Here is a 15,100-nt window from a genome sequence, read left to right as displayed (position 1 = left end):
ACTGTAGATTAAATCAAGAAGGAAGATATTATGAAACTAGTTAATAAGACTGCTGTTACTGTTGCTGTTGGCGCTGTTGTTCTTGGAAGCTCTTTGGCTGCATCTGTTCAAGCAAGCCCATTCGGCTTTAGTGAAATGCAAGCCGGTTACCAGTTAGTTGAAGGCGAAGGTAAGTGTGGTGAAGGTAAGTGCGGCGCAGACAAAAAGAAAGCCAAAGAAGGCAAGTGCGGCGAAGGTAAATGCGGCGAAGATAAAATGAAAGCCAAAGAAGGTAAGTGTGGCGAAGGTAAATGCGGCGAAGATAAGATGAAAGCCAAAGAAGGTAAGTGTGGTGAAGGTAAATGTGGCGGCGATAAAGCCAAGTCAAAAGCCAAAGAAGGTAAGTGTGGCGAAGGCAAGTGCGGCGGCGACAAAAAAGCTAAGAAAGAAGGTAAGTGTGGTGAAGGTAAATGCGGTGGTTCTAAGTAAGCTTTCTATATAGTGAAACGGGGTCAGCGTTTGCTGGCCCTATTTGTTAATTCAACCCAAAACTGACGGGCGAGCGGTATGACAAATAAAGGACAAGTAGGTCTCGGTCTTAGACGAGAAATGTTGGATGAGTTCTGCCAAAGTGTTCCATCTGGCATCGATTTTTTCGAGGTGGCACCGGAAAATTGGATGACGCTGGGTGGTAAGTTTGGCCGTCAATTTCGAGAATTAACAGAAAAGCATGAGTTCTACTGCCATGGTCTGTCATTATCAATAGGTAGTCCTGCACCGCTTGATGTGCAGTTTGTCAAAAATGTTAAAAATTTTCTTGATCAACATCAGATAAAAATATACTCCGAGCATTTGAGCTACTGTTCTGGCTCCGGGCATATGTATGACTTAATGCCTATCCCGTTTACAGGTGAAGCGGTGCGACATGTGGCGCAGCGGGTCAAACAAGTGGAAGATATTATTGAGCGACCACTAATATTAGAGAATGTTTCTTTTTATGCAGCCCCAGGCGCAGAGATGTCTGAGCTTGAGTTTGTCAGCGCAGTCTTGCAAGAGGCTAATTGTAAGATGTTGTTGGACGTTAATAATATATATGTTAACTCCATCAACCATCAATATGATGCACTTGAATATTTAAAAGCGATGCCAACGGATAGAATCCAGTACTTGCATATAGCGGGTCACTATGAAGAAGAAGAAGATCTAGTGGTTGATACCCATGGTGCTGATATCATTGACCCCGTGTGGAAGTTACTTGATGCGTGCCATCAATATCATGGCGCTTTTCCAACGCTATTAGAGCGAGATTTTAATATTCCTGCCACCAGTGAGTTGATGCTAGAGATTAATCAGATCCATGATTATCAAAATCGTCATATCGCCAGTTTAAAAAGGAGTGCTTGATGAGTTTCATCGAAACCCAGCAGAACTTCATGGATTACATTAAAGATCCATCAAATCCCTTACCAGAGGGGATTGAAGCTCGGCGAATGAAAATTTACCGAGAACTGTTCTTTAATAATGTTGATGGGTTTGTGTCTAATGCTTTTCCTGTATTGAAAAGTTTATACAGTGAACAAGACTGGCAGCAAAGAGTACAGCTGTTTTTTGTTGAGCATGACTGTCACACACCGATATTTATTGAAATCGCGCAAGAATTCTTACTGTTTTTGCAGACAGAATATACAGCAACAGAGCAAGACCCTGCTTTTATGCTTGAGCTGGCTCATTATGAGTGGCTCGAACTTGTAGTTGCTGTCGCTCAAGAGAGCTCACAGCAGAAGATCATTAATGTGGCTGATATTGATACTGATGCAATAACTAAAATGTCGCTCAGTGTTTCGTCAACGTCACAAATTGCCCAATACACTTTCGATGTGCAGCATATTAGTAAAGATTATCGCCCAGATACGCCCACCGAAGCACCACAGTTTTTCTGCATTTACGCTGATTTCGATGATGAAGTGAGCTTTTTACAGCTCAACCCACTAACGGCGCAAGTATTGGCATACATGTCGCAATTTGAATCAGTACAATATTCCGAACTAATTGATTGGTTATTAGAGACTTTCACAAATATCGAATCTGAGGTTTTACAGCAAGGTTGCATTGAGCTTTTACTTCAGCTGAGTGATAAAGGGATTATTCGACAGTTTATTGGGTAATAGGCTTTCTATCGGCGTGATGAAACTCTATAATGGCGCAAAAAATTGATCTAGATCAATAAATGTCGTTAACAACAGTCGTAGAGGAAGTCATGAGTCAGCCGTTTAAAGACCCATTTAACATTGTTTATTTTATTGGTTTTATTCTAGTGATGTTGTTACCGACATTGCCAGCAAGCTTGTCTTGGCTAAAGATTATGGGGCTAATTTAAGCTCTCTTTAATTTTTGCTGAGGTATACTAGCCACTCTTTATGAGTGGCTTTTTGTTTTTAGGTGATTTTGATGGCGTTAAAACGTGGTTTCTTTCTGTTGGCTGGTCTTTGCAGTTTAGCATTAGGCTTGATTGGTATTTTGCTACCTATACTGCCAACGGTACCGTTTATTTTGTTGGCGGCGTACTGTTTTGCTCGATCTAGTGACAGACTTTATCAGTGGTTGATGACCCATCCATGGTTTTCTGAAGCGCTGCGAGATTGGCAAGCAAAGGGGGCGATTAAAAAAGGCTTAAAGAAGAAGGCATACATTGTCAGTAGCCTCAGTTTTGTTGTGAGTATCGCTATTGTGCCGCTGATCTGGGTAAAAGTGATGTTGGTATGTATTGGTACTGGACTGATTGTTTATTTAAGAAGTATCCCAGAAATTGAAGATTAAGCACCTTACTGTATTGCAGCATACTACTGAATATAAAAGTTAAATCGAGCTAGTCGAGATAGCTCTTTTTGAAAGTGAACAATAGTAGCAACATTTAGCAGTGGCTTAGGCAACAGTTCTTGCGATCCATTGTTGCAACTGGACATAAAGCGGCTTAAGCTTTATGCCGATTTTTACACTTCGATGACATTCTGCCAACGCGTTACTTTGGCGTTTGTCAGCAAAACTAAATAAGATAAAGTAAATAATTATGGTAATGAATACTGACAGCTTGGCACTAATAAAGAACAGCATTAAAACCATCCCTAACTACCCTAAAGAGGGTATTTTATTTAGAGATGTGACCAGTTTATTAGAAGATCCACAAGCGTATAAACTTACAATTGGTCTTTTAGTTGAACACTATAAGGAGCAAGGTTTTACTAAAGTTGTCGGCACTGAAGCCCGTGGTTTCTTATTTGGCGCACCTTTAGCACTCGAGTTAGGTATAGGTTTTGTTCCCGTACGTAAGCCTGGCAAACTACCAAGAGAGACTATCTCTGAAAGTTACGAGCTAGAGTATGGTCACGATGTGTTAGAAATACATGTTGATGCTATTACCAAGGAAGATAAAGTATTGGTTGTTGATGATTTATTAGCAACTGGCGGTACGATTGAAGCGACTGTAAAGCTTATTCGTAATCTTGGCGGCCAAGTTAATCATGCAGCATTCGTTATTTCACTGCCTGATCTTGGTGGTGAGAAGCGTTTAGAGACAATGGATTTAGAATTACTCAGCCTGTGTGAATTCGAAGGCGAATAATCAAACACATTGATTAGGGGCTGTAGATCTTTCGAGCTTAGTTTTTGTTCGGTTCTTTACCGTAAGGAATAATGTTTCTAGTACAAGGCTTGAGCGATGAAGCTTCGCTGGCTAAGTGAAAAGCTCATAACGCCGTAATAGAAGCATTGAATCGACCCCGAAGGGCCGCGTTTCTTGACTATTTTTACTGTGTTGTAGACTATTTGTGGAGAATGACTAAACAGCATAGCCTCCGCCTTGTCAAAATAGCCAATAAACTGCGGCAAAAACAACCGTGAAAGATCACAGCCCCTAGATTAAGGTGATTTAATCACCGCCAAACCGCTCCTTGAACGCTTGATATAGCATGTAAAACCTTTGCATGCTATTGTTCAAATAAGTCGAGGAGCGTGCTCCCGTAATCATATTCATGACACGTTGGGGAGTTCCATGTCATATCAGGTGTTGGCCAGAAAGTGGCGCCCTGCCAAATTTGAGCAAATGGTTGGTCAGTCGCATGTTTTACATGCATTAACCAATGCGCTCACTCAGCAAAGATTGCACCATGCTTATCTGTTTTCTGGCACACGAGGAGTTGGTAAAACCAGTCTTGCACGTCTTTTCGCCAAAGGCTTAAATTGTGAACAAGGTGTCACAGCTTCGCCCTGTGGTCAGTGTTCTGCGTGTGTAGAAATCGCAGAAGGGCGTTTTGTTGATCTTATTGAGGTTGATGCGGCGTCGCGCACCAAAGTTGATGATACTCGAGAGCTTCTTGATAATGTTCAGTATCGTCCCAGCCGTGGCCGTTATAAAGTCTACCTGATTGATGAAGTGCATATGCTGTCTCGCAGTAGTTTTAATGCACTGCTCAAAACGCTTGAAGAGCCCCCAGAACATGTAAAGTTCCTGCTAGCGACAACCGATCCTCAACGACTACCGGTAACGGTATTGTCACGTTGCTTGCAGTTTAACTTGAAAAGTCTAACCCAAGATGAAATCAGTGCTCAGTTAGCCAATGTGTTAACCGCTGAATCGTTAGAATTTGAAGCCTCAGCATTAGCGCTACTTGCAAAAGCCGCCAACGGCAGTATGCGTGACGCATTGAGTTTGACCGATCAAGCGATAGCGTTTGGTGCTGGGCAAGTGAAACTTGAGTTGGTGCAAACAATGCTTGGTAGCATTGATGAAAAGCAGGTTATTGCCTTGCTTGAAGCACTCGCAAAAGCTGACGTTATGGCACTGATGCAAGTCAGCGCTGGTGTATTGTCTTTTGGCGCTGAACCTGAAGAGGTATTACGCAGCTTATTAGAGTTACTGCATCAAATTACTTTGACCCAATTTGCTCCCGCCGCGGCACAAATGTCGCTTTATAGTGAGCAGATAAAAGCATTTGCACAGCAGCTATCACCGGAGCAGGTGCAACTGTATTACCAGCTGTTACTGACTGGGCGTAAAGACTTACCTCATGCGCCAGACCCTAAATCTGGGCTAGAGATGGCACTACTTAGAGCCGTTACATTTGTGCCAGAGCAACCTGTTAGCAAATGGATGACTGAAAGTCCAGCATCGATAGCTATTCCACAGGCAACAACACCTGCAATAACACCATTGTCTGAGCCTGCCGAGCCGCAAGCAATAGTTGCTCCAAAGGCGCAAGTTAACGTCGTGCCAGCTGAAGAGGTGGCAGAAAAAAAAACAGTTTTAACCGCTAGTAGCGTCGATGGTAAGCAGCCGAGTCAAGATCCTGTTGCTGCAACTAAGCCAGATCCTGAGTTAGCAGCCATTGAAGCCAGCGCAGCCGCGCCTGTATCCAGTACGCTTGAGAGTATGAATAGCGAAATGGCGGTCATACTCAGTCAAGCACAGAGCCAAGGCTTTTCAAACTCAGACACGTCAGAGACTAAAAACCTTAGTGCAGAGCAGACCCTGAACGAGGTTAAGCTTCCTGTTAAAGATCAACAGCGTGCTGCGACGACTACTTCGGATGGCGCTGCAGTAATAAGCAGTACTCAAGAGCAATTGCTTGAGCCAAGCGACACTGACTCAACTTTAAATAACACTGTCGTTGACAATGCTAGTGTTAAATTGGACGTACAACAGGGCAAGCAGATTCAAGATAGCCAATTTGATGGCGACGATGATCTATCTGCATACTCGCAATACGCGGGTGCATACGATACCGACATTGATAACAGCGACTTTGATTTTCAGCCGCTTCAACCTGATTCTTTACAACAGGACATCGAGGCCGAAACGCAAAGTGCTGCAATATCGAGTTCACAATCAACAGCATCAACTTCGCTTGAAAGTGAAGCTAGCTCTGCTGCAAGCGCAGCAAGTGACGACATTTTAGATGCTGTATTAGCCGCTAGAGATTCATTACTCGACGGAATAGGTGAAGAAGATCCTCTGGAGAGTTCAGCAAAAAAGTCCGTGGCTGAACGAAAACCTTTTGCACCACCTGTCAAAAAGCCTAAACCAGAATCTGAAATAGAAGATAGTGATCCTGCAACAATTGGCGCTAGCAGCGATCAACCGCAGGAAAATATAGAAGCAGTGGCTGTAAACAGCCAAGAGGAGACTGTTGACCGGCCACCTTGGGAAGAACCTCACGCGCAGGACCCCACACCTAGGTTTGATGACGTAGCCGTTGACAAAGAAGCTGATAAAACAGTCAATAAAACTGCTGACAATGTCGCTGTTGAATCGAAACAAACGGCTCAGCCACAAAATCAAGCAGAGCAGCAGAGCAAACCGCCAGTTACATCGCTTGATTCAACTTCAGTTCAGGATGTTGAGTTAAACTTACCAGCACTGCCTAGTGGTGAGATAACTGGTAACGATATCGACCTTAAATGGTATCGGTTCATGGCTGACCTTGAAGTGGGTGGTCGAGTAAGGCAACTCGCGGTTAACTCCGTTTGCCACCAGTTTGAGCAGCCTCTGTCGTTGTTACTCAAACCGGATCAAAAGCATCTTAGCGCTGATGTTGCTATTAAGCAGCTAGAAGAGGCGATGAGTAAAGCACTCGGGCAACCAAGTGAAGTGCGGATCTCTGTTGGAGTCGATAGCTCGCGTGAGACTCCACTTGAGGTGAGACGTCGTTTTCACAAAGAGATATTAGCGCAAGCGCATCACGGGATGATAACCGATGATAACGTGCGCTGGTTGAGCGAACACATGGGCGCACAATTGACGCCAGACTCACTATCTTATGCGCCAGAATTGCTGGTTAATAAGGGAAAATCGATAGAATTGGTCGATATGTCGAACTTTAAGCGGTTACCTGAGTCATAATTTTACAATTGAAATTTCAGCTTTCATTGCTAATCGTTCTATATTTAGTAAGATTAGCGCAGTTTATTTGTTGTGATAAATAATAGAAGAGAATCAGAGTATGTTTGGAAAAGGCGGTATGGGCAACTTGATGAAGCAAGCCCAGCAGATGCAAGACAAAATGGCTAAAGTGCAAGAAGAGATTGCACGTATGGAAGTCACTGGCGAAGCTGGTGCTGGCCTAGTAAAAGTCACCATGACAGGTTCTCACAGTGTGCGCAAAGTCGACATTGATGCAAGCTTGCTTGAAGACGATAAAGAGATGCTAGAAGATCTTATCGCAGCTGCATGTAACGATGCTGCTCGTCGTGTTGAAGAGAATCAAAAAGACAAAATGGCTGAAGTGACTGGCGGAATGCAACTTCCACCAGGCATGAAGATGCCGTTCTAAGGCAAGGTTTATAGGCTGCTAATTACAGTCAAAATGTGTCTGTTGAAGTTAAGAGCCCAATTTAGATTGGGCTTTTTTGTGGTTGTTTCATAAGCTCTTTGCAATAGAGGGCACTAGCTTGCTGTGAATTTAGCTGCTGTCGCATTTTTCTATGCTAATATTCGCGACTCATTTGTTTGGGTGTGCGTAGGGCTTTAACGTCGTCAGTGCCACTTCAAAATCAATATTATTATTTTAGGCTGCTAACTGCCTTGTTATACGGAATGTTAAATGAAATTTAGTCCACTTGTTGATGAGCTTATCCAATCACTTAAATGCCTCCCGGGCGTGGGGCCTAAATCTGCGCAGCGTATGGCATTTCAACTATTAGAGCGCGATCGTAAGGCGGGTAGTAAACTGGCTGACTCGCTCGGTAAAGCCATGTCAGAGGTGGGTCATTGTCAGTCTTGCCGTACATTTACCGAAGAAACTTACTGCCCGATATGTGTCAGCACTAAACGCGGTCATTCAAGTATAATTTGTGTGGTTGAAACGCCCGCAGACGTGCTTGCCATCGAAGCTGGAGGCCATTTTAGTGGTCGCTACTTTGTACTGCTTGGCCACCTGTCACCGCTTGATGGAGTAGGACCTGATGAACTGGGGTTGGCGTTGTTAGAGACTCATTTAGCGTCAGGGGAAGTGACAGAACTTATTTTAGCCACCAATCCAACGGTTGAAGGTGACGCTACCGCACACTATATTGCAGATATGGCAAAGAATCATGAGTTAGCCGTCAGCCGTATTGCTCATGGTGTACCCGTGGGAGGCGAGCTTGAATATGTTGATAGCACTACCTTAGCACTTTCATTTAATGGTCGTTTGCCGATCTAGTGTGACTTTACTGCTTGCTTAGTGAGAACAAATCCAGTTAATGGCACCGCCTTAACTGGATTTTTTTTGCGCAATCAAAATCAATGTACCTCTTAGCCCTTGAAAAGTATTTTTATAGCCCCATTTCTAGTTACAAGCTCAACTTAAACCGAATTTTAAAGGGAACATTTCATGTCACAACAAGAGACTCATGGCTTTCAAACTGAAGTCAAACAACTACTACATTTGATGATCCACTCTTTGTATTCAAACAAAGAAATTTTCTTACGCGAACTGGTTTCTAATGCAGCTGATGCGGCAGATAAATTACGCTATGAAGCACTAACAAACAATGACCTTTATGAAGGTGAAGGCGAGTTACGTGTTCGCATCAGTGCTGATAAAGACAAAGGCACTGTGACCATTTCTGATAATGGTATTGGTATGACTCGTGATGGTGTGATTGAACACTTAGGTACGATTGCCAAATCTGGCACTGCTGATTTCTTCAAGAACTTGTCAGGTGATGATTCAAAAGACTCACAGCTGATTGGTCAGTTTGGTGTTGGTTTTTACTCGGCATTTATTGTTGCTGATAAAGTGACTGTTCGCACCCGCGCAGCAGGACATAGTAGCGATGAAGGTGTGCTGTGGGAATCTGCTGGTGAAGGTGACTTCACCGTCGAAACTATCTCTAAGCAGACTCGTGGTACTGAAATTACGCTGCATTTAAGAGATGACGAGAAAGAGTTTGCTGATGATTACCGTCTGCGCTCTATTGTTACTAAGTACTCAGATCATATCTCTGTGGCCGTTGAGATGTTTGAAGATGGCACGCCAGCAGTTGAAGCGACTGAAGACAGTGAAGCTGTTGCTGCAACTGAAGGTAGCTGGAAGCCAATGAACAAGGCGACAGCACTTTGGACTCGTAACAAGAGTGACGTGACTAAAGAAGAGTACCAAGAGTTTTACAAACATATCTCACATGACTACACCGATCCGCTAGTGTGGAGCCATAACCGTGTTGAAGGTAAGCAGGAATACACCAGCCTACTTTATATTCCAGCGAAAGCGCCATTTGATATGTGGAACCGCGATCGTAAGCACGGCCTAAAACTGTTTGTACAACGCGTATTCGTAATGGATGACGCAGAGCAATTCATGCCAAGTTACCTGCGTTTTGTGCAAGGTTTGATTGACTCAAATGACTTGCCATTGAACGTATCGCGTGAAATTTTGCAAGACAACAAGGTGACGACATCACTGCGTACTGCTGTGACTAAGCGCGTGTTAGGCATGTTAGAAAAACTGGCTAAAAACGATGCTGAAAAATACCTGTCTTTCTGGGCTGAATTTGGCCAAGTACTTAAAGAAGGCCCTGCAGAAGATTTTGCAAACAAAGAACGTATTGCTGGTTTGCTGCGTTTTGCATCAACTCACACCGGTGAAGCAACGCCTGATGTCGCATTAGCTGACTATGTTGAGCGTATGCAAGAAGGTCAAACTAAGATCTACTACATCGTTGCTGATAGCCATGAAGCGGCGGCAAATAGCCCGCATCTAGAGCTACTGCGTAAGAAGGGCATCGAAGTATTACTGATGTCTGAGCGTATTGATGAGTGGTTGATTAACCACCTTACCGAGTTTGATGGTAAGCAGATGCACTCTGTGACTCGTGGCGATCTTGAACTTGGTGAGCTAGAAGATGCTGGTGAGAAAGAAGCGCAAGAGAAGCTTGAAACAGAATCTGAAGGCCTAGTTAAGCGTGTTAAAGACAGCTTAGGCGACAAAGTGTCTGAAGTTAAGGTGACAACACGCCTAACCGATACACCAGCGTGTGTTGTTGCCGGTGAAGGTGAAATGTCGACGCAGATGATTAAGTTGATGCAAGCGGCTGGTCAAGCAGTTCCTGAGTCTAAGCCTACTTTTGAGCTTAACCCAGAGCATCCATTAGTTGCTCGTCTTAACGATGAGCAAGATGAAGAGTCATTCGCACAGTGGTCTGATCTATTACTGCAACAGGCACTACTGTCTGAAAAGGGTAGCTTAGCGGACCCGTCAGCGTTCATTAAACTAATGAACCAGATGTTGCTAGCAAACGTTAAGTAGTAATTAACTATAATAAGGGGGCAGTTAATCTGCCTCTTTTTTTTATGGCTAAAGGAAAGTTATGGAAAATATTCTAGAACTGACTAAAGAAAACATACAGCAAGTTGTTGATGCTTCTATGGAGCAGGTCATTGTGTTGGCGTTTTGGGCGAGCCAAAGCCCTGAAAGCTTGACCTTGATGCAAACTCTTGAGAGCTTGTCGCAACAGCAAAACGGCCGTTTTGTGCTCGCAAAAGTCAACTGCGAGACAGAGATGGAGATAGCGAACTATTTTCAGATCCAGAATTTGCCAACCACCTTAGTGTTGCATGAAGGAAAACCGATAGACGGTTTTGCCGGTGTGCAAGACGCGGCGCAAATTACTGAAATGCTCGATAAGCACCTGCCTGCACAGTGGCAGTTAAAGCTAAACCAAGCACGGGTGTTTTTATCTGAGCAAAATGCTATTGGCGCACTGCCACTGTTAAAAGATGCCTACGCTGACCAACCCATAGCAGAGATAGCACTGGCGTTAGCGGATGTTTATTTGTCTTTAGGGGCGTTAGAAGATGGCAAAGCCTTGCTCGATAGTGTCGGCCTTGCCGATCAAGACAGCTACTACCAAAGCTTAAAGGCAAAGTTAGCATTGGCACTTGATGCTGCTGATACGCCGGAGATCAGGAAGCTACAAGTAGATTTCGACCAAGCGCCAAATGATATGGCGACGTTGCTTGAGCTTGCTAAAGCACTGCATCAAGCAAAACGTAATGATGAAGCGCTAGAGCTATTGTTTACGCCACTGCAAAAAGATGTGGCAGCGTTAGATGGCAAGGTCAAAGGATTATTTTTAGAGATCTTAACCGCGCTAGGGCAGGGAAACACTCTAGCTAACCAGTATCGACGTAAACTTTACACCTTACTTTACTGATAAAGGTCAATATCGCGACTTATTTGCGCTGACTGAGGCTAAAGTCGAAGGTAAATCGCTTCAAAATGGCGGCTATTTATGCGAAAATCGCCGCCCTAAACATAATAATACCAATCGCGTGACCACACTTTAGACATTTGTCTGCGTTAGAGGTTGGTATAACAATGCGAAATAAGAGGAAGATTGAGATGCGCATTATGCTATTAGGTGCCCCAGGTGCCGGTAAAGGTACCCAAGCCCAATTCATCATGGAAAAGTACGGTATTCCTCAAATTTCAACGGGTGACATGCTGCGAGCTGCAGTAAAAGCTGGCACTCCACTTGGCCAAGAAGCTAAGAAAGTGATGGACGCTGGTCAACTGGTTTCTGACGAGTTAATTATTGGTCTTGTGAAAGAGCGTGTTGCACAAGATGATTGCGCTAAAGGTTTCCTACTCGATGGTTTCCCACGCACAATTCCTCAAGCTGACGCGATGGCTGCTGGTGGCATTGCTATCGACCACGTTGTTGAGATTGACGTGCCGGACGAAGAGATTGTTAAGCGCATGGGCGGCCGTCGTGTTCATCCTGGTTCTGGTCGTGTTTACCATATTGTTTTCAACCAGCCTAAGGTTGAAGGTAAAGATGATGTAACCGGCGAAGATCTTGCTATTCGTCCAGACGACGAAGAAACAACAGTCCGTAAGCGTCTAGATATTTACCATGAGCAAACTAAGCCATTGGTAGAATACTACGGTGCGGTAGCAGCAAAAGGTGAAGCGACTTACAACAAGTTCGACGGCACGCAAACTGTTGCTAAAGTTAGCGAAGAGATCGTTGCTGCACTTAGCTAATACCAATTAGTATAAGAAGTTGATCTACTCAGAGTGTTTTTGGCGAACTAATTCAAGGCGAATGAATGACATAATGGCTGTTCCCTTATGAGTTCATTCAACACCGAAGTAGGAAGCCAAAACACTCCATACTGGTGAGTTTTAGCGGCTATGATGCTGCGCTAACGAGCTAAAACGTAGAGTAACTATGCTTTTCACGCGTTGGCTTACCTCAGAGCCGTTAAAATCTCACCGAAGGATCAAATCTTTATACTGATTGGTATGAATTTACACAAAATAACTGTGTGTTCATGAGCTAGTTCTCATATTTAATAAAGCCCATGTAAGTGGGCTTTTTTTATGCTTTTCCCAATGATAGCCTGACGCAGAATATCTTGGTTAAAAGAGAGAAAATGTGAACGACACAAGCTCCCCATTCGGTGTTTTATTGGTTAACCTTGGCACGCCAGATTCCCCAACCGCACCAGATGTAAAAAAATTCTTAAAGCAGTTTCTTAGCGACCCTCGTGTTGTCGATATCTCTCCTTGGATCTGGAAGCCGATCCTCAATGGCATCATTTTAAATACCCGTCCAGCCAAAGTCGCTAAACTCTACGAGTCTATCTGGTGGGATAATGGGTCGCCGTTAATGGTGATCAGCCAGCAACAGCGCGACAAATTAGCGCAATCTTTACAAACAAGTTTTGGCTTTAATGTGCCGGTTGAACTTGGCATGAGCTACGGTAATCCGTCATTAGATTCAGGCCTTAATAAGCTGAAAGCCCAAGGCGTGAGTAAGGTCTTTGTGCTGCCTTTGTATGCGCAGTACTCATGCTCAACCGTAGCACCAGTATTTGACGCGATAAGTGATCTACATAAAACTAAGCGCGATTTCCCAGAGCTACGGATCAACAAAGAATACTTCGCTCACCCTGCATATATTGCCGCGCTTGCTGAATCAGTCAAACAGCATTGGACGGATAAAGGCCGAGGCGATGTATTACTCATGTCCTTTCACGGCGTGCCTGTTCGCTATGTGACGGAAGGTGACCCTTATCAAATGCAGTGTCAGAGCACTGCCGAGCTGGTGGCCGAGTCATTAGGTTTAACGGCTGAGCAATGGCGGATCTGCTTTCAATCTCAATTTGGTAAAGAGGAGTGGTTAACGCCAGCAACGGATCAATTACTTGAGTCACTACCTGAGCAAGGGATTAAATCTGTTGATATTATGTGTCCGGCATTTTCTTCTGATTGCTTAGAAACACTGGAAGAGATCTCACAAGAGGGTAAAGAGAGTTTCATATCCGCGGGCGGAGAGCGCTACGAGTTTATCGGCTGTTTAAACGATTCAGATGGTCATATCGAGCTATTACAGCAAATAGTTAAGCAACAAACCTTAGGTTGGTGCTAAATTTAATGGCTAGTCAGTGATTTCAACTGGCGTAAGAGGCTGGGTATGGTAGAATTCCCCGCCTTTTTTGTCTCTGCTTATGATTTAGCACTGAGAGTGTTTGGTCATGGTTAATTTATGAGACGCGTTAGTATTTTAGGCTGCTAGAATTTTAAAACCATGAGTTATTTGTTAAAGCTAAGCGCAATAACTTGTGATTACTTACCCGTATAATTATCTTTTGCATGGATGCCGAATGAAAGAGAGCTCAATATGAAGTTTCCAGGTCAGCGTAAGTCTAAACATTATTTTCCAGTTAAAAACCGTGATCCGCTATTAGCACAGTTGATCCAGCAGCCTCAGCCAATTTCTACCTATGTGTCTGGTATCGACCAAACATTAGTAGACATTGAAGCCAAAGTGGAAGATGAGTTACTGAGTCGCTATGAGTTACCGAAGGGCAATTCGACTTTGATAGATGATGACAAGGCGCACGCTTTGTATAACGAATTAAAAGATCGTGAACTTGTCAGTGACGAGTTTGCGGGTGGAACCATCGGCAACACAGTACACAACTATTCGATTCTTGCCGATGATCGCTCTGTTCTGTTTGGCGTTATGAGCCGAAACATCGAGATCGGTAGCTACGCCTATCGCTACCTTTGCAATACTTCATCAAAAGTCGACTTGAACCAACTACAGCCAGTTGCAGGTCCTATCGGCCGTTGCTTCACTTTGATTTCAGAATGCGGTGAGCGTACTTTTGCTATCAGCAAAGGTTCAATGGATAAATTGACGCCAGAGTATATCGATAAAGATATTGTTCAAGGTGGTTCAGCACTGATCTTAACGGCATATCTAATGCGCGCCAGTGGTGAAGATAAAATCACTGATGCAGCGATGAAAGCAATTGAATACGCTAAAGCGGCCGAAGTGCCAGTAGTCCTTACTTTAGGCACGCGTTTCTTAATTGAAGAAGATCCTAAATGGTGGCAGCGCTTTATTCAGGAACATGTAACGATTCTTGCGATGAATGAAGATGAAGGCGAAGCATTAACGGGCTTTAAAGATCCGCTACAAGCCAGTGAAGCTGCTTTAGAGTGGTGTGACATGGTATTAACCACAGCAGGGCCTTTAGGGCTTTATACTGCAGGTTATACTGAAGATTCAGAAAAACGTGAAACAAGTCATACCTTGTTACCTGGCGCAATTCCAGAGTTCAACCGTTATGAGTTCTCTCGTCCTAAGTTGAAAGCTGATTGTGAGTCACCGCTTAAAGTGTACGCGCATATTTCACCGTATATGGGCGGTCCAGAAAAAATCCGTAACACTAATGGTGCTGGAGATGGTGCATTAGCAGCGTTATTGCATGATCTAGCGTCTAATCGATTCCATAAGACCAACGTGCCGGGCTCAAGTAAACATAATCGTGATGGTCTATGCTATTCGTCGTTCTCGCAGATCTGTAAGTACGCTAACCGCGTTGCATATGAGGTACTTGCACAGCACAGCCCAAGATTATCACGCGGCTTACCAGAGCGTGAAGATAGCCTAGAAGAGTCATACTGGGAACGTTAACACTACAGTCTTTTTGACGGGTTAGAGATAGATTAATTGAAAGGCATAACTTGATGAACAAGTTATGCCTTTTTGGTATCTAAGAGTTAATGCTAGTCATTAGGGCGAAGGGGGTCATTACACGCTCTGCAATACCATACTGATAAGTGTT

Annotated in this window: 14 protein-coding genes; all 14 read left to right on the top strand. The window is 43.9% G+C overall.

The features are described 5' to 3' along the window. The first annotated feature begins 30 nt into the window (after window positions 1–30). The 14 genes from K5R16_RS04235 to K5R16_RS04170 all read left to right on the top strand — a co-directional run bounded on the left by K5R16_RS04235 (window position 31) and on the right by K5R16_RS04170 (window position 14,949). Window positions 31–468 carry a hypothetical protein gene (locus K5R16_RS04235; RefSeq protein WP_220736293.1) on the top strand — a complete coding sequence of 146 codons (438 nt, stop codon included), beginning with the start codon at window positions 31–33 and terminating at the stop codon, window positions 466–468. Window positions 469–546: 78 nt separating this feature from the next. Then, the gene (locus K5R16_RS04230; RefSeq protein WP_220736292.1) at window positions 547–1,383 is read left to right on the top strand and encodes a DUF692 domain-containing protein; all 837 of its coding nucleotides are present in this window, start codon (window positions 547–549) and stop codon (window positions 1,381–1,383) included. Then, window positions 1,383–2,144, top strand: coding sequence for a DUF2063 domain-containing protein (locus tag K5R16_RS04225; RefSeq protein WP_220736291.1), 762 nt, complete (start codon window positions 1,383–1,385; stop codon window positions 2,142–2,144). The genes K5R16_RS04230 and K5R16_RS04225 overlap by 1 nt, the downstream gene beginning before the upstream one ends. 62 nt (window positions 2,145–2,206) lie before the next feature. Continuing rightward, entirely contained in the window at window positions 2,207–2,356 is a 150-nt protein-coding gene (locus K5R16_RS04220; RefSeq protein ID WP_220736333.1) for a hypothetical protein, read from the top strand. 71 nt (window positions 2,357–2,427) lie between these two features. After that, window positions 2,428–2,796 (top strand): YbaN family protein, encoded by a 369-nt coding sequence (locus K5R16_RS04215; protein WP_220736290.1) that lies wholly within the window; start codon window positions 2,428–2,430, stop codon window positions 2,794–2,796. 250 nt (window positions 2,797–3,046) lie between these two features. Beyond that, window positions 3,047–3,598 carry an adenine phosphoribosyltransferase gene (gene apt, locus K5R16_RS04210; RefSeq protein WP_220736289.1) on the top strand — a complete coding sequence of 184 codons (552 nt, stop codon included), beginning with the start codon at window positions 3,047–3,049 and terminating at the stop codon, window positions 3,596–3,598. Between the two features lie 429 nt (window positions 3,599–4,027). After that, complete coding sequence (gene dnaX / locus K5R16_RS04205) at window positions 4,028–6,874, top strand: DNA polymerase III subunit gamma/tau (RefSeq protein WP_220736288.1); 2,847 nt, start codon at window positions 4,028–4,030, stop codon at window positions 6,872–6,874. A gap of 100 nt (window positions 6,875–6,974) precedes the next feature. Further along, complete coding sequence (locus K5R16_RS04200; protein ID WP_020911867.1) at window positions 6,975–7,304, top strand: YbaB/EbfC family nucleoid-associated protein; 330 nt, start codon at window positions 6,975–6,977, stop codon at window positions 7,302–7,304. A 270-nt stretch (window positions 7,305–7,574) separates the two neighbouring features. Next, window positions 7,575–8,174 (top strand): recombination mediator RecR, encoded by a 600-nt coding sequence (gene recR, locus K5R16_RS04195; protein ID WP_220736287.1) that lies wholly within the window; start codon window positions 7,575–7,577, stop codon window positions 8,172–8,174. Between the two features lie 171 nt (window positions 8,175–8,345). Then, window positions 8,346–10,262, top strand: a complete 1,917-nt coding sequence (gene htpG / locus K5R16_RS04190) for a molecular chaperone HtpG (RefSeq protein WP_220736286.1) — start codon at window positions 8,346–8,348, stop codon at window positions 10,260–10,262. 61 nt (window positions 10,263–10,323) lie between these two features. Further along, the gene (locus tag K5R16_RS04185) at window positions 10,324–11,169 is read left to right on the top strand and encodes a tetratricopeptide repeat protein (protein WP_220736285.1); all 846 of its coding nucleotides are present in this window, start codon (window positions 10,324–10,326) and stop codon (window positions 11,167–11,169) included. Window positions 11,170–11,357: 188 nt separating this feature from the next. Continuing rightward, window positions 11,358–12,002, top strand: coding sequence for an adenylate kinase (gene adk / locus K5R16_RS04180; RefSeq protein WP_220736284.1), 645 nt, complete (start codon window positions 11,358–11,360; stop codon window positions 12,000–12,002). A 394-nt stretch (window positions 12,003–12,396) separates the two neighbouring features. Further along, a complete protein-coding gene (hemH, locus tag K5R16_RS04175; RefSeq protein ID WP_220736283.1) occupies window positions 12,397–13,392 on the top strand; it encodes a ferrochelatase in 996 nt (331 codons plus the stop codon). Window positions 13,393–13,644: 252 nt separating this feature from the next. Then, complete coding sequence (locus tag K5R16_RS04170; RefSeq protein ID WP_220736282.1) at window positions 13,645–14,949, top strand: inosine/guanosine kinase; 1,305 nt, start codon at window positions 13,645–13,647, stop codon at window positions 14,947–14,949. The last annotated feature ends 151 nt before the right edge of the window (window positions 14,950–15,100 follow it).

It is taken from the genome of Shewanella sp. c952, from assembly GCF_019654975.1.
Taxonomy (GTDB): domain Bacteria; phylum Pseudomonadota; class Gammaproteobacteria; order Enterobacterales; family Shewanellaceae; genus Shewanella.
Note: the sequence above shows the minus strand (reverse complement) of the source record. Positions and strands in the feature narration are given on the sequence as shown.

Bases quoted from the DNA above. Each gene is read 5' to 3' on its own strand.
- K5R16_RS04235 (WP_220736293.1), top strand. From the start codon at position 31: ATGAAACTAGTTAATAAGACTGCTGTTACTGTTGCTGTTGGCGCTGTT.
- K5R16_RS04230 (WP_220736292.1), top strand. From the start codon at position 547: ATGACAAATAAAGGACAAGTAGGTCTCGGTCTTAGACGAGAAATGTTG.
- K5R16_RS04225 (WP_220736291.1), top strand. From the start codon at position 1,383: ATGAGTTTCATCGAAACCCAGCAGAACTTCATGGATTACATTAAAGAT.
- K5R16_RS04220 (WP_220736333.1), top strand. From the start codon at position 2,207: ATGTCGTTAACAACAGTCGTAGAGGAAGTCATGAGTCAGCCGTTTAAA.
- K5R16_RS04215 (WP_220736290.1), top strand. From the start codon at position 2,428: ATGGCGTTAAAACGTGGTTTCTTTCTGTTGGCTGGTCTTTGCAGTTTA.
- apt (WP_220736289.1), top strand. From the start codon at position 3,047: ATGGTAATGAATACTGACAGCTTGGCACTAATAAAGAACAGCATTAAA.
- dnaX (WP_220736288.1), top strand. From the start codon at position 4,028: ATGTCATATCAGGTGTTGGCCAGAAAGTGGCGCCCTGCCAAATTTGAG.
- K5R16_RS04200 (WP_020911867.1), top strand. From the start codon at position 6,975: ATGTTTGGAAAAGGCGGTATGGGCAACTTGATGAAGCAAGCCCAGCAG.
- recR (WP_220736287.1), top strand. From the start codon at position 7,575: ATGAAATTTAGTCCACTTGTTGATGAGCTTATCCAATCACTTAAATGC.
- htpG (WP_220736286.1), top strand. From the start codon at position 8,346: ATGTCACAACAAGAGACTCATGGCTTTCAAACTGAAGTCAAACAACTA.
- K5R16_RS04185 (WP_220736285.1), top strand. From the start codon at position 10,324: ATGGAAAATATTCTAGAACTGACTAAAGAAAACATACAGCAAGTTGTT.
- adk (WP_220736284.1), top strand. From the start codon at position 11,358: ATGCGCATTATGCTATTAGGTGCCCCAGGTGCCGGTAAAGGTACCCAA.
- K5R16_RS04170 (WP_220736282.1), top strand. From the start codon at position 13,645: ATGAAGTTTCCAGGTCAGCGTAAGTCTAAACATTATTTTCCAGTTAAA.